Genomic DNA, 22,195 nt, shown 5'->3' on the forward strand with positions numbered 1-22,195 from the left:
CCTATTTATGGAAAATCACCTGACCGCCGGCCACCGCTTCATCGACGATACCGATGACGCACAAATCGACAGGAGACGCCTCGCTGCGGTGTGCCTGTCGCGCCGAGCTTCCGCTCACCAGCAGCACCCATTCGCCGGGCCCCGCGCCGATGCTGTCGATGGCGACGGCGCACTGCCCGTCGGGCTTGCCCGCGGCATCAATCATCTCCACCATCAGCAGCTTGTCGTGCGCCAGCCCCTGATGGCGGACGGTGCAGACAATCTGTCCCGTGACGACTGCCAGTTTCATACCGCCTCCCTGAATTGCGTGGTAAGTCGTGGGCCGGATAAGCGCAGCGCCATCAGGCAATGGCGCGCGTTAATGCCGGAGGGCAACGCTGGCGCGCCTTATCCGGCCCGGCCATCAGATGTTGCTGTCGCCTTTAAAACTGATGGGGAACACCTCCTCCAGATCGCCGTGCGGACGCGGAATCACGTGCACCGAGACCAGCTCGCCGATGCGCTGCGCCGCAGCGGCGCCGGCATCGGTAGCGGCTTTGCAGGCCGCCACGTCGCCGCGCACCATCGCGGTCACCAGACCGCCGCCAATCTGCTTCACGCCAACCAGCTTCACGCGCGCGGCTTTCACCATCGCATCAGAGGCCTCAATCAGCGCAACCAGGCCCCGGGTTTCAATCATTCCTAATGCTTCCATTGTGTTTTCCTCTTACTTAAGGGGGGTCCAGAACGGGACCGTTCATTCAACCTGCGTGGGTAAGCGGCACTCGGCGCTTACGTCACTCCGGCGCGGCACGGCTGCCACTAACGCCAGTTCGATAATTTCCTGCACGCTGCAGCCTCGGGAGAGGTCGTGCAGCGGTGCGGCCAGCCCCTGAATCAGCGGCCCGACCGCACGATAGCCGCCCAGGCGCTGGGCGATTTTGTAGCCGATGTTGCCGGCCTCCAGCGACGGAAAAACCATCACGTTGGCCCGCCCCTGCAGCGGACTGGCGGGCGCTTTTTGCGCGGCGACCTCCGGCACGAAGGCGGCGTCAAACTGCAGTTCGCCATCCACCACCAGCTGTGGAGCGCGCTGACGTACGATCTCTGTGGCCTGCTGTACGTTGGCGACGTTGGGATGACGGGCGCTGCCGCTGCTGGAAAACGACAGCATCGCCACCCGCGGCTCCTCGCCGGTAATGGCCTGCCATGTCTCCGCGCTGGCGATGGCGATATCCGCCAGCTGCGCCGCCGTCGGCTGCGGCACCACGCTGCAGTCGGCAAATCCCAGCGCCGGTCCGACGTACTGCGGCAGCATCAGAAAGATCGACGACAGCGTTTTGCAGCCAGGCTGAAGGCCAATAATGCGTAATCCGGCGCGCAGCACGTTCGCCGTCGAGGAGAGATTGCCGGCAATACACACGTCGGCCTTCCCGGCGCTGACCATGGCGGCGGCGAACATCAGCGGGTCGTTGAGTTTTTCCTCCGCGTCCGGCGGCGTTTTTTCTCCGGCGCGTGCAAGCCAGCGCCGGGCAAACGCTTCGCGCATTTGCCGGTTGCTGTGCGGGTCGACGATCTGCATACCGTCCATCGGCAGGCGGTGGCTGAGGGCGAACTGGCGCAGGGCAAAGGGGCTGGCGATCAAAATCGGCTTTGCCAGCCCCTGCTGCTGGAGGTAGTGCGCCGCTTTGAGGACGCGGATATCCAGCGCGTCCGCAAACACCACCCGGGCGGGCGAACGCAAAGCCAGTTGACGGGCGCGTTGAATAATCATTGCTCCCCTCCCAGACGCTGTTGGATCTGACTGACGGTTAGCGGATGTTTCGCCACGCTTAAAATCATCATCACGTAGACGGTGCTGGAGAGGCGGTTGAGCGCCTGCAGAATGTCCGGACGTAAGACCTCAAAACTGCGGGTAATAAAGACCTGCGCGGCGACCGTTTCCGTTTCGCGTATTTTGCTGCGCAGCAGATTGAGCAGCGCGGCATCGCGGCCGTGGCCGGCTTCCGGCACCAGATGATCGTGGTCGAGATAGCGCAGCGGCTGGTGGGAAAGGCGATGCAGTTCATCCTCGTTCAGCCCGACGATAGACTGCGCCGCCAGCGGTTCATCCACGGCGTCGGCGCGCATAATGTTGCCCAGGCGCGAGCGGATATCCGCCAGCCAGGCCTGCCAGGGCTCCGCCAGTTCGATTTGCAGCCATACGGCCAGGGCGATGGTGGCGTCGAGGGCGGCGCGAAAGCCCAGCCGCGGATCGCTTTTGGCGACCATTTTTTCCGCCGTCAGATGGGTCAGGGTGTCCGGTTTTTTGTCTACCGGCTGGCGGCACAGTTCGCAGCAGGCCTGCGGATACGTACCGCTGCTGGTTAAACCGTGTACCGGCTGCGGCTGCTGCGCGTCGTCATCGACAAACAGGCTGCCCTGCTCGTCGAGAAACTTAATGCGCAGACGGCGGCTTTCCAGCAGCTCCCGGGCCGAAGGCGTCAGACGGGCGTCGGCGGGCAGATGAATTTCTGCCCCTTCGCTGAGCGTATGATTCGCTCTGAGCCAGGCTTCGGTGATGAAATCTTTCATAGCGATTGCCAGTTCGCAGGCCAGGCGACGTACAGGAAGCGCACGGTCGACGGCGTGCCGAATTCAATGCTCGAACCTTTCGGAATAAACATCACGTCCCCGGCTTTGGCCACCATGGTTTCGCCTTCATGGCGCACGTGGAGTTCGCCCTCCAGCACCATGTCGACCTCGTCATAGTTCAGCGTCCACGGGAAAAAGGCGTTTTCCCACTGCATAAACCCGGCGGCCATGCTGCTGCCGTCCTGCTCGGTGACCAAATCCGTTAAGCCGACGCGGTGCGGTTCGGCGCCGTCGAAGCGGCCGAATTTCACGCTGCTGCCGTCAATGACCTTTACGCCGCCTTTACCGGTGACCGCCTTAAAGCTGGGCTGCATCGCGTCCATCCCCAGCGACTGCTTCTCCTTCATCACTTTTTCCATCAGCTGCGCCACCAGGCTTTCGGTAAACTGCCCTTCCGGCAGCTGCGCGATAATGGTTTCGCGAATGCGCTGGCTTTCGGTTTTTTCCTCTGCCGCCGGGACTGCCGGCTCTGGCGCGGATTCATCGCACTCCTGGATGGAGACGCCCAGCAGCTCCGCGACTTCGCGGGCTTCCGGGGTGATGATGCTGGCGCGCAGCACAACCGATATTTCCGCTTCGCCTCGCGCGTGGGCCGCACGAATATCGTTAGCTGTGATAAGTTTCTTCACCTGCCCCTTCCTCCTTTTGGCTGAGCTCACTCAGGTAATTCACCAGATGCTCTACGCTTTGCGGGTCGTGAGCGTTGAGTTCGAAAATCGGCTCCTGAAACCCCATCCCGTACAGCAGTTGCCGCACCGCGGCGACGTCGGCGTCCGGCATATCCGTTTTGCTGATCGCGGCGATATGTCGTTTATTCGCGCCAATATCCAGTAGCCCGGCGGGTAAGCGACTTTCGGTATCATTTGCCGCGTGGACATAAATCAGCGTATCGACATCCTGCAGCGTGGTAATTAATGCGTGGTACCAGCGCGGATGGCTGAAATATTCCCCTGGGGTGTCAATATCGCCTTTCTCGTTAAATTCCACGGCCTGCGTTTTTCTCGCGAGGGAATAATTTCCCTGCAGCGCATTAAATAGCGTTGTTTTTCCCGCGCCCACCGTACCGACAAATGCAATACGTTTCATTGCCGCCTCTAATTAGCTTTTGGTTAACTCGCAGAGGGTGTAATTTAATAATCGGCCAAGCCCGCTCACCGTCTGCAGCAGCGCCTCTTCTACCGCGCCGACCGAGCCGTAAATCACCAGCGCGCCGCTAAACCGGTCGAGAAAACCGATATGCACATCGGCGGCCTTCATCGCTAAATCACCGGCGATCATGGCGGTTTCTCCAGGGGTTAAGGTCATAATGCCGATAGCGCCGGATTCGGGAACGCCGATCTTTTTCGCCAGTTCTGCCCCAGGGTGCGCAATCAGATGCGCCAGCGTCACCTGCTTGCCGGGTACAAATTCCTGAATGATGCGTTCTTTATCCATGGCTCACCGCTCCGCTAAAACTTGCGCTTATCGTGACAAGTTTCCGCTGGAGTAAATAACAAAATTCGGCAAGTTGATTTGAAAGGTGAGATAGATCACTTATAAACAGAAATAAAAAAGCGCGGGAGAATTCCCGCGCCTGAAATAATTAAATGAAATTACAGCGGCTGAGTTTGCGCTTCAACAACCGCCAGCGCGACCATATTCACGATACGCCGTACCGAAGCAATTGGCGTCAGGATATGCACCGGCTTCGCGACGCCCATCAGCACCGGTCCGACGGTGACGCCTTCAGAGCTGGAGACGCGAAGTAAGTTGTAACTAATACGCGCTGCTTCCATATTCGGCATCACCAGAATATTGGCCGAACCTTTCAGCGGGCTGTCCGGCATCCGCTCATTACGAATGCTTTCCACCAGCGCGGCATCGCCGTGCATTTCGCCATCGATCATCAGCTCCGGCGCCTGCGCCTTCACCAGCTCCAGCGCCTGACGCATTTTGCTGGCGGACGGGCAGTCCGAGGAGCCGAAGTTCGAGTGCGACAATAGCGCCACCCGCGGTTCAATCCCGAATCGACGAACGGTTTCTGCCGCCATCAGGGTGATCTCAGCAATTTGCTCCGGCGAGGGATCGTGGTTGACGTAGGTGTCGGCGATAAAGGTGTTGCCGCTCGGCAGCAGCAGCGCGTTCATCGCCCCGGCCGCATGAACCCCTTCGCGGTAGCCAAACAGCGGCTGAATGACGCTGTAGTGCTCGTGATAGTCACCGATGGTGCCGCAGATCATCGCATCGGCTTCGCCGCGCTGCACCATGATCGCGCCAATGACCGTGGTGTTGCTGATCACTGCCCGCTGCGCCTGCTCCTGGGTGATCCCGCGGCGCTTCATCAGGGTGTAATATTCATTCCAGTACTCTTTGAAGCGCGGATCGGATTCGTTATTGACGATCTCAAAATCAACTCCGGCTTTGATCTGCAGTCCCAGCTTCTGGATGCGCATCTCAATGACGCCGGGACGACCGATCAGAATCGGTTTCGCCAGCCCAAGGGAGACCAGCTCCTGAGTCGCGTGCAGTACGCGGGTATCTTCGCCTTCCGCCAGTACCACCCGCTTCGGCTCTTTGCGCGCCTGCGAGAAAATCGGCTTCATAAACAGGTTGGTTTTATAGACGAACTCGCTGAGCTTCTCGATGTACGCATCAAAATCGGCGATCGGGCGGGTCGCGACGCCGGAGTCCATCGCCGCTTTCGCCACTGCCGGAGCAATCTTGACGATCAGCCGCGGGTCGAACGGCTTCGGAATGATATATTCCGCGCCGAAGCTCAGATCCTGATCGCCGTAGGCGGAGGCCACCACTTCGCTCTGTTCAGCGTGCGCCAGCTCGGCAATCGCGTGCACCGCCGCCAGCTTCATCTCTTCGTTAATCGCCGTTGCACCGACGTCCAGCGCGCCGCGGAAGATGAACGGGAAGCACAGCACGTTGTTCACCTGGTTCGGATAGTCGGAGCGGCCGGTACAAATAATGGCGTCGGAGCGTACCTCTTTCGCCAGCGGCGGCAGAATCTCCGGCTCCGGGTTGGCCAGCGCCAGAATCATCGGCGCGCGGGCCATTTTCTTCACCATCTCCTGAGTCAACACTTTCGGACCCGAGCAGCCGAGGAAAATGTCCGCCCCGTCAATCACGTCATCCAGCGTGCGTTTGCCGCTGTCTTCTACCGCATAGGCCGCTTTGGTTTCCGCCATATTCGGCTCACGGCCCTTATAGATAACGCCTTTCGAGTCGCAGACCACGATGTTGTGTTTCTGCATTCCCAGCGCCACCAGCAGGTTCATACAGGCGATCGCCGCCGCGCCCGCGCCGGAGACCACCATCCGCACGTCGGAGATGTTTTTCTCCACCACCCGCAGACCGTTAAGAATCGCCGCGGTACTGATAATCGCCGTCCCGTGCTGATCGTCATGGAAGACCGGAATATTCATGCGCTCGCGCAGCTTTTGCTCGATGTAGAAGCACTCCGGCGCTTTGATATCTTCAAGGTTGATACCGCCGAAGGTCGGCTCCAGCGCCGCGACGACGTTGATAAATTTGTCCGGGTCCAGTTCATCGACTTCAATATCGAACACATCGATACCGGCGAATTTTTTAAACAGAACGCCTTTGCCTTCCATCACCGGCTTACCGGCCAGCGCGCCGATATTGCCCAGCCCCAGAACGGCCGTGCCGTTGGAGACCACCGCCACAAGGTTGCCGCGCGCGGTATATTTATAGGCTGCCAGCGGATCCTTCTCGATTTCCAGACAGGGCGCGGCGACGCCCGGCGAGTAGGCCAGGGCCAGATCGCGTTGGGTCGCCAGCGGTTTGGTCGGGGAGACCTGGATTTTTCCGGGGACCGGGAATTCGTGGAAATCAAGGGCGCTTTGTTTTAACTGCTCATCCATTTTATCGTTCCTTTCACGTATCGATCGTAGGGGGTGAAACGTTATCGCGTACCTGGTGTTCACCCTAAAGGGCCACCTAGTATCTCGCCTGACGGCTTCGTAAACTTTGAACACCGCCAAACTCTCGCCATAACAAAGTTATATTTGTTATCGATTTATATTGTTTATGTAACTTAGTTTCAGAAGCAATGATAGCCCCGTCTGCTATGCTTTTTAGTTATGCAACTCATCACCCTCTCTATCCTAATCCAATAAAAAATCATGTAACCTATTGTTTCAGGAGCACATTATGTCCCGTAGAGAACTAGCCAACGCCATCCGCGCCCTGAGTATGGATGCAGTCCAGAAAGCCAACTCCGGCCACCCCGGCGCGCCAATGGGTATGGCCGATATCGCCGAGGTGCTATGGAACGATTTCCTCAAGCACAATCCTGAAAACCCGCAATGGTACGATCGCGACCGCTTTATTCTCTCCAACGGCCACGCGTCGATGCTGCTCTACAGTCTGCTGCATCTGACGGGCTATGACCTGCCCATCGAAGAGATAAAAAACTTCCGTCAGCTGCATTCAAAAACCCCGGGCCACCCGGAGATTGGCTATACGCCGGGAGTGGAAACCACCACCGGTCCTCTGGGGCAAGGACTGGCGAATGCGGTGGGCCTGGCTATCGCCGAGCGCACGCTGGCGGCCCAGTTTAATCAGCCAGACCATGAGATCGTCGATCACTTCACCTACGTGTTTATGGGCGATGGCTGCCTTATGGAGGGGATTTCTCACGAAGTGTGCTCTCTGGCGGGGACGTTAGGGCTGGGCAAGCTGATCGGCTTCTACGACCACAACGGCATTTCCATTGATGGCGAAACCAAAGGCTGGTTTACCGATGACACGGCAAAACGCTTTGAGGCCTATCACTGGCATGTGGTGCATGAAATTGACGGCCACGACCCCGAAGCCGTGAAGAAAGCGATTCTGGAAGCCCAGAGCGTGAAGGACAAACCCTCGCTGATTATCTGCCGTACGGTGATAGGCTTTGGTTCACCGAATAAAGCCGGGAAAGAAGAGGCCCACGGCGCCGCGCTGGGAGAACAGGAAGTGGCGCTGGCGCGCCAGCAGCTGGGCTGGCATCACCCTGCCTTTGAGATCCCGAAAGAGATCTACCGGGCCTGGGACGCGCGTGAAAAGGGACAAAAAGCGCAGAAAAGCTGGCAGGAGAAGTTTGCCGCCTATCAGCAGGCCCATCCGCAGCTGGCGGCAGAGTTTACGCGGCGCATGAGCGGCGGACTGCCTGAGTCGTGGAATGAAACGACGCGGAAGTATATTGCCGATCTGCAGGCTAACCCGGCGAAAATCGCCACCCGCAAGGCTTCGCAAAATGCCCTCGATGCCTACGGCCCGCATCTGCCGGAACTGCTGGGCGGCTCCGCTGACCTCGCGCCCAGCAACCTGACCATCTGGAAAGGATCGACTTCACTGAAAGAGGATCCGGCGGGTAACTATATCCACTACGGCGTACGCGAGTTCGGGATGACGGCCATCGCCAACGGCATCGCGCATCACGGCGGGTTTGTCCCCTATACCGCCACCTTCCTGATGTTCGTCGAATATGCCCGCAACGCGGCGCGTATGGCGGCGCTGATGAAAGCGCGGCAAATCATGGTCTATACCCACGACTCCATTGGTCTCGGCGAAGATGGTCCGACGCACCAGGCGGTAGAACAGCTGGCCAGCCTGCGCCTGACGCCAAACTTCAGCACCTGGCGACCGTGCGATCAGGTGGAGGCCGCGGTGGCGTGGAAGCTGGCGGTCGAACGTCACAGCGGGCCGACAGCGCTGATCCTCTCAAGGCAAAATCTGGCACAAATGGCGCGCACGCCGGAGCAGGTACAGGATATCGCCCGCGGCGGCTACGTGCTGAAGGACGCTGGCGGCAAGCCGGACCTGATCCTGATAGCTACCGGTTCGGAAGTCGAGATCACCGTGCAGGCAGCGGAGAAGCTGCTGGCCAAAGGGGTGAACGTGCGCGTGGTTTCCCTGCCATCGACCGACGTGTTTGATGCCCAGGAGGAAGCCTACCGGGAATCGGTCCTGCCGTCGGACGTCAGCGCCCGCGTCGCGGTTGAGGCCGGCATCGCCGACTACTGGTATAAGTATGTGGGGCTAAAAGGCAAAATCGTCGGCATGACCGGCTACGGTGAATCGGCCCCCGCGGATAAGCTCTTCCCTTACTTCGGCTTTACCGTTGAGCATATCGTTACCGTAGGGGGCGAGGTACTGAACGGGTAACCCAGAGCGTGGGCCAGGCATCTGGCCCCTGCCAGTTATCGCACTGCGGCTGCCGCGCGTAGCGTACCAGGCTAAACCGCTGGCCATCATAGCGCCAGCGCGTTTGCGTCCCGCAGTCGCCGGGCGCACGCCCTTTATCCAGCGTCACCAGTTCCTGGCGTCGATCGTCATAGCGGGCGTTTACCAGTTCGACATCACGCGGCCCGTCGCCGGGGGGCTGGAAAGGCAGAGTGAGCCGTACCGGATGAGCAATATACGGCCGCTGGCGCGACACCAGCCAGGCCAGCCAAATGGTGTTGTAGGCGCCCGCTTCGCAGCTGGTCATCAGCAGCACCCTATCGTCGGTCAGCGCGGCAACCCGCACCTCGCGGCGAAACGGATCCAGCGAACAGGCGCTGCTGTTCATGCGCTCGTTGCCATAATCCATGAGATCGTTAAGTTCATCGCGGCTGAGGGGGGACTCCGCCACGTCGATTCTCGCCACCGAGCGCAGCGCCGGCGCAGGCGGAACGCTGAGCGGCGGCTCTTCCCCCTTCCCTACCCACGCGGTTTCGCTCCCCACGCGCTTCTGCCGGTTATCGATAAACAGCAGGGCGGCTTTCAGCCCCTGCAACGAGATACTCTGTAGGCCATTTTCAAGCGTCATCGTCTGCGCGTCCTGCACCTGCTGCAGGAAAGCATCAATGGTGACGCTATCGTCGGTTTTAAGCAGTTTGTCGGCGATCTGCCAGTGTTTATCGCCCAGAGACAGGGGTTTACCATCGAGGCGAAGGCGCGGCGCAATGGGCGCCAGCGCCGCGACCGGGTTGCCCACGCCGCCGAGTTCAATGCGCAGGCTGGCGCTGGTGGCCGCCCCGGCGCTGCGGGTGAGGGTCATGACCAGGCCGTGATGCAGCCCGACGTTGCGGGCCACGCAGAAGTTCTGATTGTTGCAGGTTACCTGCCAGTCATTGAAGAGCTGTTGTGCCGGCGCCGCCCGCACCAGCGACGTCGGCAGTAAACCGAAAAGCAGAAACAAAATAACCCGATGCAACATGAGCGGCACAACCCCGGAGAAAACGCCATACACAGCGGCTATGTTCACCAGCGGCGAGGTTTTACTCAATCGGATTTATCAGAGATCCCCGTTCATCAGCCCGGAGGTTTGCAAATATTGCAGCAGGATCACCGCTTTGCCATCGCGGATCTCCCCGTTCGCCATCATCTCCAGCGCACGATGATAAGGGAGCTCCAGCACCTCAATATCTTCATCATCAACGCCGCCGCCATCGTTGGCCCGCTGAGTATCGTTATATTCGGCAATAAAGAAATAGATGAGCTCGGTGACGCCGCCGGGCGACATAAACAGTTCAAACAGTTTGCGCACTTCACCGACTTCGAAACCGGTCTCTTCAATGGCTTCTTTGCGCACGCACTCCTCCGGCTCATCGCTGTCCAACAGCCCGGCGCAGGTTTCAATCAGCATCCCGTCTTCGTTGCCGTTTACCCAGGTCGCGATGCGGAACTGGCGAACCAGCACGACGGTCTGCTTATGGCGGTTATACAGCAAGATGGTAGCGCCGTTGCCGCGATCGTAGACTTCGCGTCTATGGCGAACCACGCTGCCGTCGCTGCGCGTCAGTTCATAGGTCATGTTGCGCAAAAGGAACCAGTTTTCGGAGAGGATTTTATCTTTGATAACGTTGATATTGAGTGACATACGAGCCCCACAGCGTGAAATGACGATGCCATACTACGCTGTGAAGCCCGCTTTGTCGTCAGTGAAGCGGAATCGATTTAACCTCGAGGAAGTCCATTATCCCCTGAGCCGCGTGGCGGCCTTCCGCCATGGCGGTCACCACCAGATCGGCGCCACGCACCGCATCGCCGCCGGCAAACACTTTGCGATGGGTGGTCTGGTAGCGGTAGCGGCTTTCCACATTGGCCTTAATTCGACCCCGGCTGTCGAGCTTAACGCCCACCGATTCCAGCCACGGCATACCGTGCGGATGGAAACCAAAGGCCATGATCACCGCGTCGGCGGGCATGACAAACTCGCTTCCCGGGATTGGCGACGGGCTGCGGCGCCCCTGAGCATCGGGCGCGCCCAGCCGGGTACGCAGAAAGCGTACGCCGTTGACGTGTCCCTTCTCGTTCAGCTCCAGGGTGACCGGCTGGACGTTAAATTCAAACTGCGCCCCCTCTTCGCGCGCGTTTTTCACCTCTTTCTTCGAACCAGGCATATTGGCTTCATCGCGACGATAGGCGCAGGTAACCTGCTTCGCGCCGTGGCGCAGCGCGGTACGCACGCAGTCCATAGCCGTATCGCCGCCGCCGAGCACCACGACGTTCAGCCCTTCGGTGTTGACGTAAGGCTCTTCCGGCAGCTCAAGCAGCCCCATCACCTGTTTGGTGTTAGCAATCAGGAACGGCAGCGCGTCATATACGCCGGGCGCGTCTTCATTCGGCAGATCCGCTTTCATCGAGCGATAGGTTCCGGCGCCAATAAATACCGCGTCATAGTCATCAAGCAGCGTCGTCAGCGGGATATCTTTGCCTATCTCGCAGTTCAGCTCAAAGCGCACGCCCATCTGGGTAAAGATTTCCCGCCGCCGGGCAAGCAGAGATTTATCCAGCTTAAAGGCCGGAATACCAAAGGTCAGCAGACCACCAATTTCCGGGTGACGATCAAAGACCACCGGACTCACGCCGTTACGCACCAGACGGTCGGCGCAGGCGAGCCCGGCAGGACCCGCGCCGATAATCGCCACCCGCTTGCCGCTTTCAACGACCTGAGAAAGATCCGGCCGCCAGCCGTTGGCCAGCGCCTGGTCGGAGATATAGCGTTCAATGTTGCCGATAGTCACCGAACCGTGCTCATCGCGCAGCGTGCAGGCCCCTTCGCACAGTCGATCCTGCGGGCAGACGCGGCCGGTAATTTCCGGCAGGCAGTTGGTCTGGTGAGAAAGCTCCACGGCAGCGGAAATATCCCCCTCTTTCACCCGCTCAATCCACTGCGGAATGTGGTTATGCAGCGGACAGGTCCATTCACAAATGCTGTGCTCGCCGCACGTCAGGCAGCGCTCCGCCTCGCGGTTGGCCTGCCCGGCGCTGAACGGCAGATAAATTTCGCTAAAATTGGCCTTACGCGCCTCGGCGGATAGCTTGTCGGGCTCGCCGCGCGGCGGCGTCGCGGCCATCTGCGCGACTTTGCCCGCGGAGCAAGGCGCCATCGCCGCGCCGGGGTGGCCAAGACGCGCCGCGCGCTGACGCCGCTGTTTCGCCAGATTAACCAGCGTGCTGTCCGTTGCCAGCACCAGCGCTTCGGCCGGGCAGTTTTGTACGCAGGCGGGCCCCTCTTCGCGACCGCTGCACAAATCGCATTTATGCGCCGTCGCTTTGACTCTGCCCTCCTGTACCGGCGTCAGGACGATTTGCATCACGCCAAACGGGCAGGCAACCATACAGGATTTACAGCCGATGCATTTCTCCTGATTAACCTGGACGCTATCGTTAAGCTGGCTGATGGCGCCATTGGGACAACTGCGGGCGCACGGCGCCCCTTCACAATGGTGGCAGGTTACGGCGTTACGTTTTTGCTCGTTTTTGATAACCGTAATGCGCGGCAAAAAACGCTGCGGGGTCAAAACATGCTGCTCATCGTTGTGCGCCATGACGCAGGCAACTTCACAAGCCTTGCATCCGATGCACTTATGACTATCGCTTAAAATAAAGTGGTTCATGACATCCTTCAGTCTTCGTGGTGAATAACCCCTCAATTCGCATGCTTATTTATTACCCGACAAAACGGTGCCGGAACAATGTGCATTTGCACAGGTTGCCGATTTTTTGGTAATAACCCGAGGTGGATCAATTTTTTTGACTTAAATGAAATCACGTTTTATTTAGCTAAGTAATAATGCGCTACGCTTGCGTCATCGCGGCGGCGCGCCGAAAGGAAGGAGTAGATAGAGGAAGAAAGAGAGTTCTTTACGCTGCCATAAAAGGCACACGATAAATTACACTATCTCCTTATTTTCTCCACGATTGCCTGAGGGCTTGCCGCTAGAGTGTCACAGGCTGTGCAATAACAAAAAAATGTGCAAAATGAGGTCCTAATTCTGATGGCGAATTTTTTTATCGATCGCCCCATTTTTGCGTGGGTACTGGCAATACTTTTATGCCTGACCGGTACGCTCGCAATTTTGTCGCTTCCCGTTGAGCAATATCCCGACCTTGCCCCGCCTAACGTACGGATCACAGCGAACTATCCGGGCGCTTCTGCACAGACGCTGGAAAATACGGTCACCCAGGTTATCGAGCAAAATATGACCGGCCTCGATAACCTTATGTATATGTCATCCCAGAGCAGCGGCACCGGCCAGGCCACCGTGACGCTGAGCTTTACCGCCGGGACCGATCCGGATGAAGCGGTCCAGCAGGTGCAGAACCAGCTACAGTCTGCAATGCGCAAACTGCCGCAGGCCGTCCAGAACCAGGGCGTAACGGTGCGTAAAACCGGGAATACCAATATCCTGACGATCGCCTTCGTCTCCACCGACGGCAGCATGGATAAACAGGATATCGCCGACTACGTCGCCAGTAACATTCAGGACCCGCTCAGCCGGGTCAACGGCGTCGGAGATATTGACGCCTATGGTTCGCAGTATTCGATGCGCATCTGGCTCGATCCGGCCAAACTCAACAGTTTTCAGATGACGGCGAAAGACGTCACTGATGCCATCTCTTCGCAAAACGCGCAGATCGCCGTCGGCCAGCTGGGCGGCACGCCGTCGGTGGATAAACAGGCGCTCAACGCGACGATTAATTCGCAATCGCTGTTACAAACGCCGGAACAGTTCCGTGATATTACCCTGCGGGTTAATCAGGACGGTTCGGAAGTCACCCTTGGCGACGTCGCCACCGTCGAGATGGGGGCGGAAAAATACGATTACCTCAGCCGCTACAACCGCCAGGCGGCGTCCGGGCTGGGGGTTAAGCTGGCCTCTGGCGCAAACGAAATGGCGACCGCTGAACGCGTCATCAGCCGTCTGAACGAGCTGTCGCAATATTTCCCGCACGGCCTGGAATATAAAGTCGCTTACGAAACCACCTCATTCGTTAAGGCGTCGATTACCGACGTCGTGAAAACGCTGCTTGAAGCCATCGCGCTGGTCTTTCTCGTGATGTATCTGTTCCTGCAGAACTTCCGCGCCACGCTGATCCCGACCATCGCCGTTCCGGTGGTGCTGATGGGAACCTTTGCCGTCCTTTACGCCTGCGGCTACAGCATCAACACCTTAACCATGTTCGCGGTGGTGCTGGCGATAGGCCTGCTGGTGGACGATGCCATCGTGGTGGTAGAGAACGTCGAGCGTATCATGAGCGAGGAGGGCCTCTCGCCGCGTGAAGCGACGCGAAAATCAATGGGGCAGATTCAGGGCGCGCTGGTCGGTATCGCCATGGTGCTATCGGCGGTATTTGTGCCGATGGCCTTCTTCGGCGGCACCACTGGCGCGATCTACCGCCAGTTCTCGATTACCATCGTCTCGGCGATGGTGCTGTCGGTGCTGGTGGCGATGATCCTGACGCCTGCGCTGTGCGCCACATTGCTTAAACCCGTTCATAAAGGCGAAACCCACGGACAGCGGGGCTTTTTTGGCTGGTTTAACCGCACGTTTAACCGCAACGCCAGCCGCTACGAAACCGCGGTCGGCAAAATTCTTCATCGTTCGCTGCGCTGGATAATGATCTACGTCCTGCTGCTGGGCGGGATGGTCTTTCTGTTCCTGCATCTGCCCACGTCATTCCTGCCGCTGGAAGACCGCGGCATGTTTACCACCTCGGTGCAGTTGCCGAGCGGCTCAACCCAGCAGCAAACCCTGAAGGTGGTGCAACAGGCGGAAGACTACTTCCTGAACAATGAGAAGCAAAACGTCGAATCGGTGTTCGCGACCATTGGCTCCGGCCCCGGCGGCAACGGCCAGAACGTGGCGCGTATGTTCGTACGCCTGAAGGACTGGGACGAACGCGATCCCACAACCGGTTCATCTTTCGCCATCATCGAACGCGCAACCAAAGCGTTTAACAAAATTAAAGAAGCGCGCGTCTTTGCCAGCAGTCCGCCGGCCATCAGCGGTCTGGGCAGCTCCGCCGGTTTTGATATGGAGCTGGAGGATCACGCGGGCAACGGACACGAAGCGCTGATGGCCGCCCGCGATACCCTGCTGGAGCTGGCCGGCAAAAATAACCAGCTCACCCGCGTCCGCCACAACGGCCTCGACGATAGCCCGCAGCTTCAGGTGGATATCGATCAGCGTAAAGCGCAGGCGCTGGGTGTCTCTATCGACGATATCAATGACACCCTGCAGACCGCGTGGGGGTCAAGCTACGTCAACGACTTTATGGATCGCGGCCGCGTGAAGAAGGTCTACGTTCAGGCGGCCGCGCCGTATCGCATGCTGCCGGACGATATCAACCTGTGGTACGTGCGCAACAGCAGCGGTACGATGGTGCCCTTCTCCGCCTTCGCGACCTCGCGCTGGGAGACCGGCTCGCCGCGTCTGGAGCGCTACAACGGCTACTCGGCGGTAGAGATCGTCGGTGAAGCCGCGCCGGGCGTCAGTACCGGTACCGCCATGACGATTATGGAAGAGCTGGCCCAGCAGCTGCCGAACGGCTTTGGTCTCGAATGGACGGCGATGTCTTATCAGGAGAGGCTCTCCGGGGCGCAGGCGCCGGCGCTGTACGCCATTTCGCTGCTGGTGGTGTTCCTGTGCCTGGCGGCGCTGTATGAAAGCTGGTCGGTGCCGTTCTCGGTGATGCTGGTGGTGCCGCTGGGGGTTATCGGCGCGCTGCTGGCGACCTGGATGCGCGGTCTGGAAAACGATGTCTATTTCCAGGTGGGCCTGCTGACGGTTATCGGCCTGTCGGCGAAGAACGCCATTCTTATTGTCGAATTTGCCAATGAGCTGAATCAGAAAGGAGAAGATCTACTTACCGCCACGCTCTCAGCCTGCCGCCAGCGTCTGCGGCCGATCCTGATGACCTCGCTGGCGTTTATCTTCGGCGTACTGCCGATGGCCACCAGCACCGGGGCGGGCTCCGGCAGCCAGCATGCCGTCGGCACCGGGGTGATGGGCGGGATGATTTCCGCCACGGTGCTGGCTATCTTCTTCGTGCCGCTATTCTTTGTGCTGGTACGCCGCCGCTTCCCACTCAAGGAACGGCCGCAATAATCGGGACGCGCCCTGACGATATTTTCGCCAGGGCCAAATAACAGAAAAGGCGACCGGACAGGTCGCCTTTTTCATGTGGTCGCTTCAACTGCATTATTATTCTGCCTGTGAAATCGCCATGCTTTTATTGCGGAAAACTATTTACGAAGCATGCCTTCGATAAAGTCTTTCCAGTTCCCCAGTTCGTGTTCAATCATAATAGCCTCTCTTATTATTATGGGTGATTTTATGCAAATTCATTGATGGTTAAAAGCCTGTTTGCGCTATCGTACTGATAACTTTCATTACCCCCTGCGGAACGTCCTCTTTCATTCGTAAGTACTATGAGCCGATTTTGCGCATTTTAATGTGACCGATAGCAACATTTAGCAACATTTGTTCATCAGCCTGAATCACCGGGATCCGCCGCGAGGCCAGGAAACGCCGTCGGAGAGCGTTTAAAAAACAGCCAAAATGTAACGATGAATATATCCCGACGGGAAAAAACGATATTTATTAAAGCATTTCACGTATTATTTATTCAGGGCTTATATATTCGGAACATTCTTAGCCAATCGTTTAATTCAACGGAAAAGGTTTAATCATGCTTACCATGTACGGGATAAAAAACTGCGACACCATAAAAAAAGCTCGCCGCTGGCTGGAGACTCAACAGATAGAATATCGCTTTCATGATTATCGTGTCGATGGTCTGGATCGCACTTTATTAGATACCTTTATCGCTGAACTCGGCTGGGAAGCCCTGCTTAACACCCGGGGGACGACGTGGCGCAAGCTGGATGAAACGGTCCGCGCCGGTATCAATAACGCCGACGCTGCGGCAAAACTGATGCTGGAAATGCCGGCAATCATTAAACGCCCATTGCTCTGCGCGCCCGGTCAGCCTATGCTGCTGGGTTTCAGTGAATCAAGTTATCAGCAGTTTAACGAGGTGTAGTCTATGTCTTGCCCGGTCATTGAGCTGGCTCAGCAGCTTATTCGCCGCCCTTCCCTCAGCCCCGATGATGCGGGATGCCAGGCGTTAATGATTGAACGTCTGCGTGCGATTGGCTTTACCGTTGAACCGATGGATTTCGGGGATACCCAAAACTTCTGGGCCTGGCGCGGGCGCGGGGAAACGCTGGCGTTTGCCGGCCATACCGATGTCGTCCCGTCGGGGGACGCCGATCGCTGGATTAACCCCCCCTTTGAACCCACCATTCGCGACGGTATGCTGTTTGGCCGCGGCGCCGCGGATATGAAAGGCTCGCTCGCGGCAATGGTCGTCGCCGCCGAACGTTTTGTCGCTCAGTATCCAAATCATAAAGGTCGTCTGGCCTTCCTGATCACTTCTGATGAAGAAGCCAGCGCCAAAAACGGCACCGTTAAGGTTGTTGAAGCGCTAATGGCGCGCAACGAGCGCCTGGATTATTGCCTGGTCGGCGAACCATCCAGCACCGAAGTCGTCGGCGATGTGGTGAAAAACGGCCGTCGCGGCTCGCTGACCTGCAACCTGACCATTCACGGCGTGCAGGGGCACGTGGCCTACCCGCATCTCGCCGATAACCCGGTTCACCGCGCCGCGCCGATGCTGGCGGAACTGGTGAATATCGAATGGGATAAGGGCAACGAGTTCTTTCCGCCGACCAGTATGCAAATCGCTAACGTGCAGTCCGGCACCGGCAGCAACAACGTGATTCCCGGCGATATGTTCGTCCAGTTCAACTTCCGCTTTAGCACCGAGCTGACCGACGAAATGATTAAAGCGCGCGTCGTGGCCCTGCTGGAGAAGTACGCGCTGCGCTACAGCGTCGACTGGTGGCTCTCGGGCCAGCCGTTCCTGACCAGCCGCGGTAAGCTGGTTGATGCGGTGGTTAACGCCATTGAGCACTATAATGAAATCAAACCGCAGCTGCTGACCAACGGCGGCACCTCCGACGGGCGCTTCATCGCGCGTATGGGCGCGCAAGTGGTTGAACTGGGGCCAGTGAACGCCACCATTCATAAAATAAACGAGTGTGTGAATGCCGCCGACCTCCAGCTGCTGGCGCGGATGTACCAACGCATCATGGAACAGCTGGTCGCCTGAGGGCATCAATAGAGAAGAGGTAAGCGCATGGATTGGCTAACGAAATACTGGTGGGTTCTGGTGTTGGTATTTTTGGTGGGCGTGATGATCAACGTGATTAAAGATCTGACCCGCGTTGACCACAAAAAATTTCTCAACAATAAACCGGATCTGCCGCCGCATCGCGACTTCAACGACAAGTGGGACGATGACGACGACTGGCCGAAGAACGACCCGTCGAAGAAGAAGTAAGCATTTTATTTGAGATTGCAGCAAAGAAATCGCCCGGCTGGTACGACGCCGGTCAAGTAACCCGGACAGATGCGCAGCATCGCCTCCGGGAAAATATCCCACTCTGCGCTCTCTATCCCGGGGGCGGCGCTTAACGCGCCTTGCCCGGGCTACGGGTCTCCAGCTCGTCTGCAGGTCCGGTAGCCCGGACAGGCGCATCGCGCCGCCTCCGGGTTTATTATTCACAGCAGTTCAATAATATCGCTGTCTTTCGGCGTGCTGCCGCTGAGGGCTTCGTCGAAATAGTGCTTCGGTACGGTAAAGCGCAGATGATCGAGGGCAAACTGCATACTGCGATCGTCAATCGCGTGCCCCAGATCTTCAACAATATCCAGCGTCACATCACCGCCGGCCTGCTGCAGCGCCTCCTGCCCCGCTACCGCCCACGCCAGATCGATCACCCGATCTTCACCGCCGTGGATCAGGTGAACAGTGGTCGCGGTCGTCGCGGTCTCCGGCAGCGTAGCATAGCGGCCGTTAAAGGCGATCACCCGCGAGGCCAGACCCGGCTCGGCTTTAATGCTCTCCAGCGACATAATCGCCCCCTGCGAGAAGCCGATCAGCGCCGTCGCCTGCGGGCTGACGCCGCTCTGCTGTTGCCAGTAGCGCACCGTTTCAATAAAGGTCGGCATGATGGCATCCACCCGCTGCTGGCGGTTTTCTTCGCTAACGCCCTGCACGGAAAACCACTGGCGTCCCGGAGGCGGACCGCACGGCTCAGCGCCGCCGATACTGACAATCAGCGCATCGGGAAACAGCGGCGCAAACCAGCTACCGATTTGCCCCATGGCCACCGGGTTATCACCGACGCCATGAAACAGCAGCAGCAGTTGCTGTGCAGGTGTCGCGGGGCTTTGAACAATAAAATGATCGTGTTTCATGGCTGTCTCCTTAATGTCTGCAAGGAAGTTTACGCCGCAGGCGAAATATGACCATGCCATTTAACTGAAGGAGTTAGTTAAAAAAATTGCAGCATTTGAACCTGCCGGCGCAGGTCGTTGGCGCGGTTTTCATCCAGGCTGAGCATCGCCTGCGCCGCCTCTTCGCGCAGCCTGGCCAGCAGCGCTTTCCGTCCGGATAAACCTAACGTTTGGCAAAGCGCGGTCTCATCCTGCTGCTGCAGGCGGGCCCGCAGCGCCGGAAGCGGCAGCTCCACCAGCATAAGCAGGCGATTGAGGCTACCCGCCGAGGTCAGCAGCGGACGATGGGCAAAAGCAAAACCCGCCACCTCCAGCCAGTCTTCTTCAGTAAGAATAGTCGCTTTCAGCGCCGTCAGCGGCACAGGTTCATCTCGCCACTCGCGCAGCCAGAATTCGTCGCGCTGCAGCCGTTGGGCTTCTTCACTTGCCAGGCGATGGCCCGCTTCGCTGAGAGGATAGAGCGCCATCGCGGTGTAACAGCCGCTGCTGGCCTCCCGATGCGTGCCCAGCCGCACCAGCGTAAAACCGCAGCGTTGCCAGAAACGCCACAGCTCAGGCGTGTAGCCAAAACTCACCGACAGATAATCCCGGTCCGCAGCCTGCGACGCCGCCCGGGCCACCAGCCGCTGCCCCAGCCCTTCGCGCTGGCGAGCCGGATGCACGGCAATACGGCTGATGCGCAGCCCGGCCAACGTAGCCGCCAGTGGGCTACCGCCGTGCGCCGCCAGCGACTGCGCCACCAGATTGCCGCGCGGTCGGCGATAGCCGGCCCACACCGCCTGGCTAAGCGGCGGCTCAAGACCGCCCTCCTCCACCAGCCATAGCGCTCCGGCGATGCGCTCCCCGCTGCGGGCGCAGGTAAAATGCTGCCCCGGCGCATCCATCATGCGCCGGAGGTCCAGCGGCGACGTACGATAGTGGGCCCCGGAGAGCAGCTGATACATCGCTTCCGGTAACGCAGGCTGTCGCCGCCAGCTCTCCTGGCTGACGCTTTCCAGCACGATATCGCCGCCTGGCGCGTGCTGAAAGGTCTCGTCGTTGAACAGCAGCAGCCGCGCAATCGTTGTCTCCAGCGGGCAGCCGCTTGCCCAACGGATGGGCGTCGTCAGGCTAAACTGCCGTAAGTGCGCAAAACTGGCGCAAAACTTAAGCAAAAAGCCGCGTCCCGTCCCCTCATACCCCTGAACGGTAGTGGTCAACAGCGTCCTCGGGAAGCGGGAGACAAGCTGGCGCAGCAGCGGCCCGGGGATGGCCGCGGCCTCATCGACAATCAGCCATCCGGCGGTGCAGCCGGAAGCCAGCAGTGCGTCGGGGGCCATAAAGCGGAAAGCCTCCCCGGCGAATGTCGCCATCACCTCCGCCGCTCCCCGCGCCGGTGCCGTGACGATGGCATCTCCCCCCAGATGGCGAATAAGCATTCCCGCGAGCGCGGACTTGCCTCGCCCGCGCTCGGCGGTTAGCGCCGCAATACCGGGAGGGAACCGGGCCAGTTCGGCAAGCACGGTAGCCTGCTCCACCTGCGGATGGCCGTCGGCGGGATGCCATGCCGGGCGCACGGGTAACGCGGGCACCGCAAGTTCATTGCCCTGCCGCCAGAGAATGGACGCGTTATCCGCACTAATCTGTTGGCAAAAACGATAAACAAAATTTGGCGTGGGAATGGGGTCGGGAGCGTCGCTCCAGCGCAGAGAATCCGCATCAGGACGGGCCGACCATTGCGCAAAGTCGGGCGTGAGCACTACCAGCCAGCTTCCGGCGCGTAGCGTACCGGCTATTGCGGCAAAGGCCGCCACATCAAAACCCTCGCGGGCATCGAAAAAGGCGTGCTGGAATTCGCGGCCTAACAGCGATTTCAGGGCAGCAGACGAGACGTACGGCTCGGGCATCGGACGCGGGCCCACCCACAGCCCGTCTCCGGCCAGCGCGGTGCGTACTCTTTGCGCCTGACGCAGGGTCCAGGCATCGTCGCCGCTGAGAACCAGCAGACGACGAACGCCTTCGCGCGCCATCTGCGCCGTCAGGTGACGCAGTTCATCCATGACAGTAGAGCATTACAGCGCGTTGCCGAAGGTGTTGCACTGCGCCGGGTCGCCGCTATCGAAACCGCGTTTAAACCAGGTATAGCGCTGCTGCGACGTTCCGTGGGTAAAGCTGTCCGGTACGACGCGCCCCTGGCTCTGCTGCTGCAGGCGATCGTCGCCAATCGCCTCTGCGGCATTCAGCGCTTCCTGCAGATCGCCGGTCTCCATGTAGTCTTGCTTCTGCATGTTGTAGCCCCAGACGCCGGCAAAGCAGTCCGCCTGTAGCTCCATTTTTACCGACAGACGGTTCGCTTCCGCCTGCGAAGCGTTTTGCTGCAGCTGGCGCACTTTCGATTCAATACCCAACAGCTTTTGTACGTGATGGCCAACCTCGTGGGCGATAACGTAGCCCTGCGCGAAATCGCCGCCGGCGCCAAGCTTGTTTCTCATCTCATCGTAGAATGACAGGTCGATATACACCGTGCTGTCCGCAGGGCAGTAAAAAGGCCCCATGACCGATTGACCGGTGCCGCAGGCGGTCCGCGTCGCGCCGCGGTACATCACCAGTTTGGGCTGCGGATACTGACGGCCCATATCTTTAAAAATAGCGCCCCAGGTATCTTCCGTGTCCGCCAGGATCACCTTCGTGAATTTCGCGGCCTCTTCATCCTGCGGGCTAATGGTGCGTTGGGTGGTTTGCTGTTGAGATACCGGCTCGCCGGTCAGCATGCCGGTTAAATCCACGCCGTAATAGCCCGCCACCAGAACAATAATCAGCAGTACAATGCCGCCTTTACCGCTGGGGAGACGAAAACCGCCTCCGCCGCCCATCGGTGAACCAGATTGACCACGACGATCTTCCACATTGTCGCTCTCGCGACGTCCTTGCCAGCGCATAAGCACCTCAATTCATCATATTAACCAATGAAT

The 22,195-nt window shown here is 58.9% G+C and carries 19 protein-coding genes and 1 pseudogene; 5 read left to right on the forward strand and 15 right to left on the reverse strand.

The annotated features are described in order from the left end of the window. Nucleotide 1: 1 nt before the first annotated feature. From eutN to maeB, 8 genes are all read right to left on the reverse strand, one after another. Nucleotides 2–289, reverse strand: coding sequence for an ethanolamine utilization microcompartment protein EutN (gene eutN / locus HMPREF1144_RS29565; RefSeq protein WP_004853058.1), 288 nt, complete (start codon nucleotides 287–289; stop codon nucleotides 2–4). Between the two features lie 114 nt (nucleotides 290–403). Then, nucleotides 404–694, reverse strand: coding sequence for an ethanolamine utilization microcompartment protein EutM (gene eutM, locus HMPREF1144_RS29570; protein WP_000387720.1), 291 nt, complete (start codon nucleotides 692–694; stop codon nucleotides 404–406). Between the two features lie 42 nt (nucleotides 695–736). Continuing rightward, complete coding sequence (gene pta, locus HMPREF1144_RS29575; protein ID WP_004853060.1) at nucleotides 737–1,753, reverse strand: phosphate acetyltransferase; 1,017 nt, start codon at nucleotides 1,751–1,753, stop codon at nucleotides 737–739. Further along, complete coding sequence (gene eutT, locus HMPREF1144_RS29580) at nucleotides 1,750–2,553, reverse strand: ethanolamine utilization cob(I)yrinic acid a,c-diamide adenosyltransferase EutT (RefSeq protein WP_004853062.1); 804 nt, start codon at nucleotides 2,551–2,553, stop codon at nucleotides 1,750–1,752. Before eutT ends, pta begins: the two co-directional genes overlap by 4 nt. Beyond that, complete coding sequence (eutQ, locus tag HMPREF1144_RS29585; protein WP_009654900.1) at nucleotides 2,550–3,242, reverse strand: ethanolamine utilization acetate kinase EutQ; 693 nt, start codon at nucleotides 3,240–3,242, stop codon at nucleotides 2,550–2,552. The genes eutT and eutQ overlap by 4 nt, the downstream gene beginning before the upstream one ends. Beyond that, nucleotides 3,220–3,699 carry an ethanolamine utilization acetate kinase EutP gene (gene eutP, locus HMPREF1144_RS29590; RefSeq protein ID WP_009654912.1) on the reverse strand — a complete coding sequence of 160 codons (480 nt, stop codon included), beginning with the start codon at nucleotides 3,697–3,699 and terminating at the stop codon, nucleotides 3,220–3,222. Before eutP ends, eutQ begins: the two co-directional genes overlap by 23 nt. 12 nt (nucleotides 3,700–3,711) lie before the next feature. After that, nucleotides 3,712–4,047 carry an ethanolamine utilization microcompartment protein EutS gene (eutS, locus tag HMPREF1144_RS29595; RefSeq protein ID WP_004123425.1) on the reverse strand — a complete coding sequence of 112 codons (336 nt, stop codon included), beginning with the start codon at nucleotides 4,045–4,047 and terminating at the stop codon, nucleotides 3,712–3,714. A gap of 158 nt (nucleotides 4,048–4,205) precedes the next feature. Further along, the gene (gene maeB / locus HMPREF1144_RS29600) at nucleotides 4,206–6,485 is read right to left on the reverse strand and encodes an NADP-dependent oxaloacetate-decarboxylating malate dehydrogenase (RefSeq protein WP_004853066.1); all 2,280 of its coding nucleotides are present in this window, start codon (nucleotides 6,483–6,485) and stop codon (nucleotides 4,206–4,208) included. Between the two features lie 289 nt (nucleotides 6,486–6,774). Here maeB and tkt point away from each other — a divergent pair, with 289 nt between their 5' ends. Next, nucleotides 6,775–8,769, forward strand: coding sequence for a transketolase (gene tkt / locus HMPREF1144_RS29605; protein WP_004853067.1), 1,995 nt, complete (start codon nucleotides 6,775–6,777; stop codon nucleotides 8,767–8,769). Here tkt and HMPREF1144_RS29610 read toward each other — a convergent pair. The 3 genes and pseudogenes from HMPREF1144_RS29610 to aegA form a co-directional block, all read right to left on the reverse strand. Further along, nucleotides 8,738–9,805, reverse strand: a complete 1,068-nt coding sequence (locus HMPREF1144_RS29610; RefSeq protein ID WP_004853068.1) for a DUF1176 domain-containing protein — start codon at nucleotides 9,803–9,805, stop codon at nucleotides 8,738–8,740. The two genes, tkt and HMPREF1144_RS29610, sit on opposite strands and share 32 nt — an antisense overlap. A 65-nt stretch (nucleotides 9,806–9,870) precedes the next feature. Beyond that, nucleotides 9,871–10,468 (reverse strand): annotated as a pseudogene (gene nudK, locus HMPREF1144_RS29615) (GDP-mannose pyrophosphatase NudK). Nucleotides 10,469–10,526: 58 nt separating this feature from the next. After that, nucleotides 10,527–12,491, reverse strand: a complete 1,965-nt coding sequence (gene aegA, locus HMPREF1144_RS29620; protein ID WP_004853070.1) for a formate-dependent uric acid utilization protein AegA — start codon at nucleotides 12,489–12,491, stop codon at nucleotides 10,527–10,529. 381 nt (nucleotides 12,492–12,872) lie between these two features. On the opposite strand from aegA, the gene acrD reads away from it, so the two are divergent. Continuing rightward, on the forward strand, nucleotides 12,873–15,986 hold the full coding sequence (gene acrD / locus HMPREF1144_RS29625; RefSeq protein WP_009654896.1) for a multidrug efflux RND transporter permease AcrD: 3,114 nt from the start codon (nucleotides 12,873–12,875) through the stop codon (nucleotides 15,984–15,986). 137 nt (nucleotides 15,987–16,123) lie between these two features. Here acrD and ypfM read toward each other — a convergent pair whose 3' ends face one another. Beyond that, complete coding sequence (ypfM, locus tag HMPREF1144_RS33180; RefSeq protein ID WP_100181659.1) at nucleotides 16,124–16,183, reverse strand: protein YpfM; 60 nt, start codon at nucleotides 16,181–16,183, stop codon at nucleotides 16,124–16,126. Between the two features lie 386 nt (nucleotides 16,184–16,569). On the opposite strand from ypfM, the gene HMPREF1144_RS29630 reads away from it, so the two are divergent. Genes HMPREF1144_RS29630 through HMPREF1144_RS29640 form a run of 3 tightly spaced genes read left to right on the forward strand, consistent with a single transcriptional unit; the run spans nucleotide 16,570 to nucleotide 18,285 of the window. Further along, nucleotides 16,570–16,923 carry an ArsC family reductase gene (locus tag HMPREF1144_RS29630; RefSeq protein WP_004853073.1) on the forward strand — a complete coding sequence of 118 codons (354 nt, stop codon included), beginning with the start codon at nucleotides 16,570–16,572 and terminating at the stop codon, nucleotides 16,921–16,923. Between the two features lie 3 nt (nucleotides 16,924–16,926). Next, a complete protein-coding gene (gene dapE, locus HMPREF1144_RS29635) occupies nucleotides 16,927–18,054 on the forward strand; it encodes a succinyl-diaminopimelate desuccinylase (RefSeq protein ID WP_004853076.1) in 1,128 nt (375 codons plus the stop codon). A 27-nt stretch (nucleotides 18,055–18,081) separates the two neighbouring features. Further along, nucleotides 18,082–18,285 carry a YpfN family protein gene (locus tag HMPREF1144_RS29640; RefSeq protein WP_004123464.1) on the forward strand — a complete coding sequence of 68 codons (204 nt, stop codon included), beginning with the start codon at nucleotides 18,082–18,084 and terminating at the stop codon, nucleotides 18,283–18,285. A 221-nt stretch (nucleotides 18,286–18,506) separates the two neighbouring features. Here the strand turns inward: HMPREF1144_RS29640 and ypfH are convergent, their stop codons facing one another. The 3 genes from ypfH to HMPREF1144_RS29655 form a co-directional block, all read right to left on the reverse strand. Further along, on the reverse strand, nucleotides 18,507–19,205 hold the full coding sequence (ypfH, locus tag HMPREF1144_RS29645) for an esterase (RefSeq protein ID WP_004853078.1): 699 nt from the start codon (nucleotides 19,203–19,205) through the stop codon (nucleotides 18,507–18,509). A gap of 77 nt (nucleotides 19,206–19,282) precedes the next feature. Then, entirely contained in the window at nucleotides 19,283–21,283 is a 2,001-nt protein-coding gene (locus HMPREF1144_RS29650; protein WP_009654881.1) for a tRNA(Met) cytidine acetyltransferase TmcA, read from the reverse strand. A gap of 12 nt (nucleotides 21,284–21,295) precedes the next feature. Next, the gene (locus HMPREF1144_RS29655; protein ID WP_004853083.1) at nucleotides 21,296–22,162 is read right to left on the reverse strand and encodes a neutral zinc metallopeptidase; all 867 of its coding nucleotides are present in this window, start codon (nucleotides 22,160–22,162) and stop codon (nucleotides 21,296–21,298) included. Nucleotides 22,163–22,195 lie beyond the last annotated feature (33 nt).

The sequence above is a fragment of the Klebsiella sp. OBRC7 genome (assembly GCF_000293135.1).
GTDB lineage: Bacteria > Pseudomonadota > Gammaproteobacteria > Enterobacterales > Enterobacteriaceae > Klebsiella > Klebsiella michiganensis.

What these genes read in the sequence shown, in the direction of transcription:
- eutN (WP_004853058.1), bottom strand. Translation starts at nt 289, where the DNA reads ATGAAACTGGCAGTCGTCACGGGACAGATTGTCTGCACCGTCCGCCAT.
- eutM (WP_000387720.1), bottom strand. Translation starts at nt 694, where the DNA reads ATGGAAGCATTAGGAATGATTGAAACCCGGGGCCTGGTTGCGCTGATT.
- pta (WP_004853060.1), bottom strand. Translation starts at nt 1,753, where the DNA reads ATGATTATTCAACGCGCCCGTCAACTGGCTTTGCGTTCGCCCGCCCGG.
- eutT (WP_004853062.1), bottom strand. Translation starts at nt 2,553, where the DNA reads ATGAAAGATTTCATCACCGAAGCCTGGCTCAGAGCGAATCATACGCTC.
- eutP (WP_009654912.1), bottom strand. Translation starts at nt 3,699, where the DNA reads ATGAAACGTATTGCATTTGTCGGTACGGTGGGCGCGGGAAAAACAACG.
- eutS (WP_004123425.1), bottom strand. Translation starts at nt 4,047, where the DNA reads ATGGATAAAGAACGCATCATTCAGGAATTTGTACCCGGCAAGCAGGTG.
- maeB (WP_004853066.1), bottom strand. Translation starts at nt 6,485, where the DNA reads ATGGATGAGCAGTTAAAACAAAGCGCCCTTGATTTCCACGAATTCCCG.
- tkt (WP_004853067.1), top strand. Translation starts at nt 6,775, where the DNA reads ATGTCCCGTAGAGAACTAGCCAACGCCATCCGCGCCCTGAGTATGGAT.
- HMPREF1144_RS29610 (WP_004853068.1), bottom strand. Translation starts at nt 9,805, where the DNA reads ATGTTGCATCGGGTTATTTTGTTTCTGCTTTTCGGTTTACTGCCGACG.
- aegA (WP_004853070.1), bottom strand. Translation starts at nt 12,491, where the DNA reads ATGAACCACTTTATTTTAAGCGATAGTCATAAGTGCATCGGATGCAAG.
- acrD (WP_009654896.1), top strand. Translation starts at nt 12,873, where the DNA reads ATGGCGAATTTTTTTATCGATCGCCCCATTTTTGCGTGGGTACTGGCA.
- HMPREF1144_RS29630 (WP_004853073.1), top strand. Translation starts at nt 16,570, where the DNA reads ATGCTTACCATGTACGGGATAAAAAACTGCGACACCATAAAAAAAGCT.
- dapE (WP_004853076.1), top strand. Translation starts at nt 16,927, where the DNA reads ATGTCTTGCCCGGTCATTGAGCTGGCTCAGCAGCTTATTCGCCGCCCT.
- HMPREF1144_RS29640 (WP_004123464.1), top strand. Translation starts at nt 18,082, where the DNA reads ATGGATTGGCTAACGAAATACTGGTGGGTTCTGGTGTTGGTATTTTTG.
- ypfH (WP_004853078.1), bottom strand. Translation starts at nt 19,205, where the DNA reads ATGAAACACGATCATTTTATTGTTCAAAGCCCCGCGACACCTGCACAG.
- HMPREF1144_RS29650 (WP_009654881.1), bottom strand. Translation starts at nt 21,283, where the DNA reads ATGGATGAACTGCGTCACCTGACGGCGCAGATGGCGCGCGAAGGCGTT.
- HMPREF1144_RS29655 (WP_004853083.1), bottom strand. Translation starts at nt 22,162, where the DNA reads ATGCGCTGGCAAGGACGTCGCGAGAGCGACAATGTGGAAGATCGTCGT.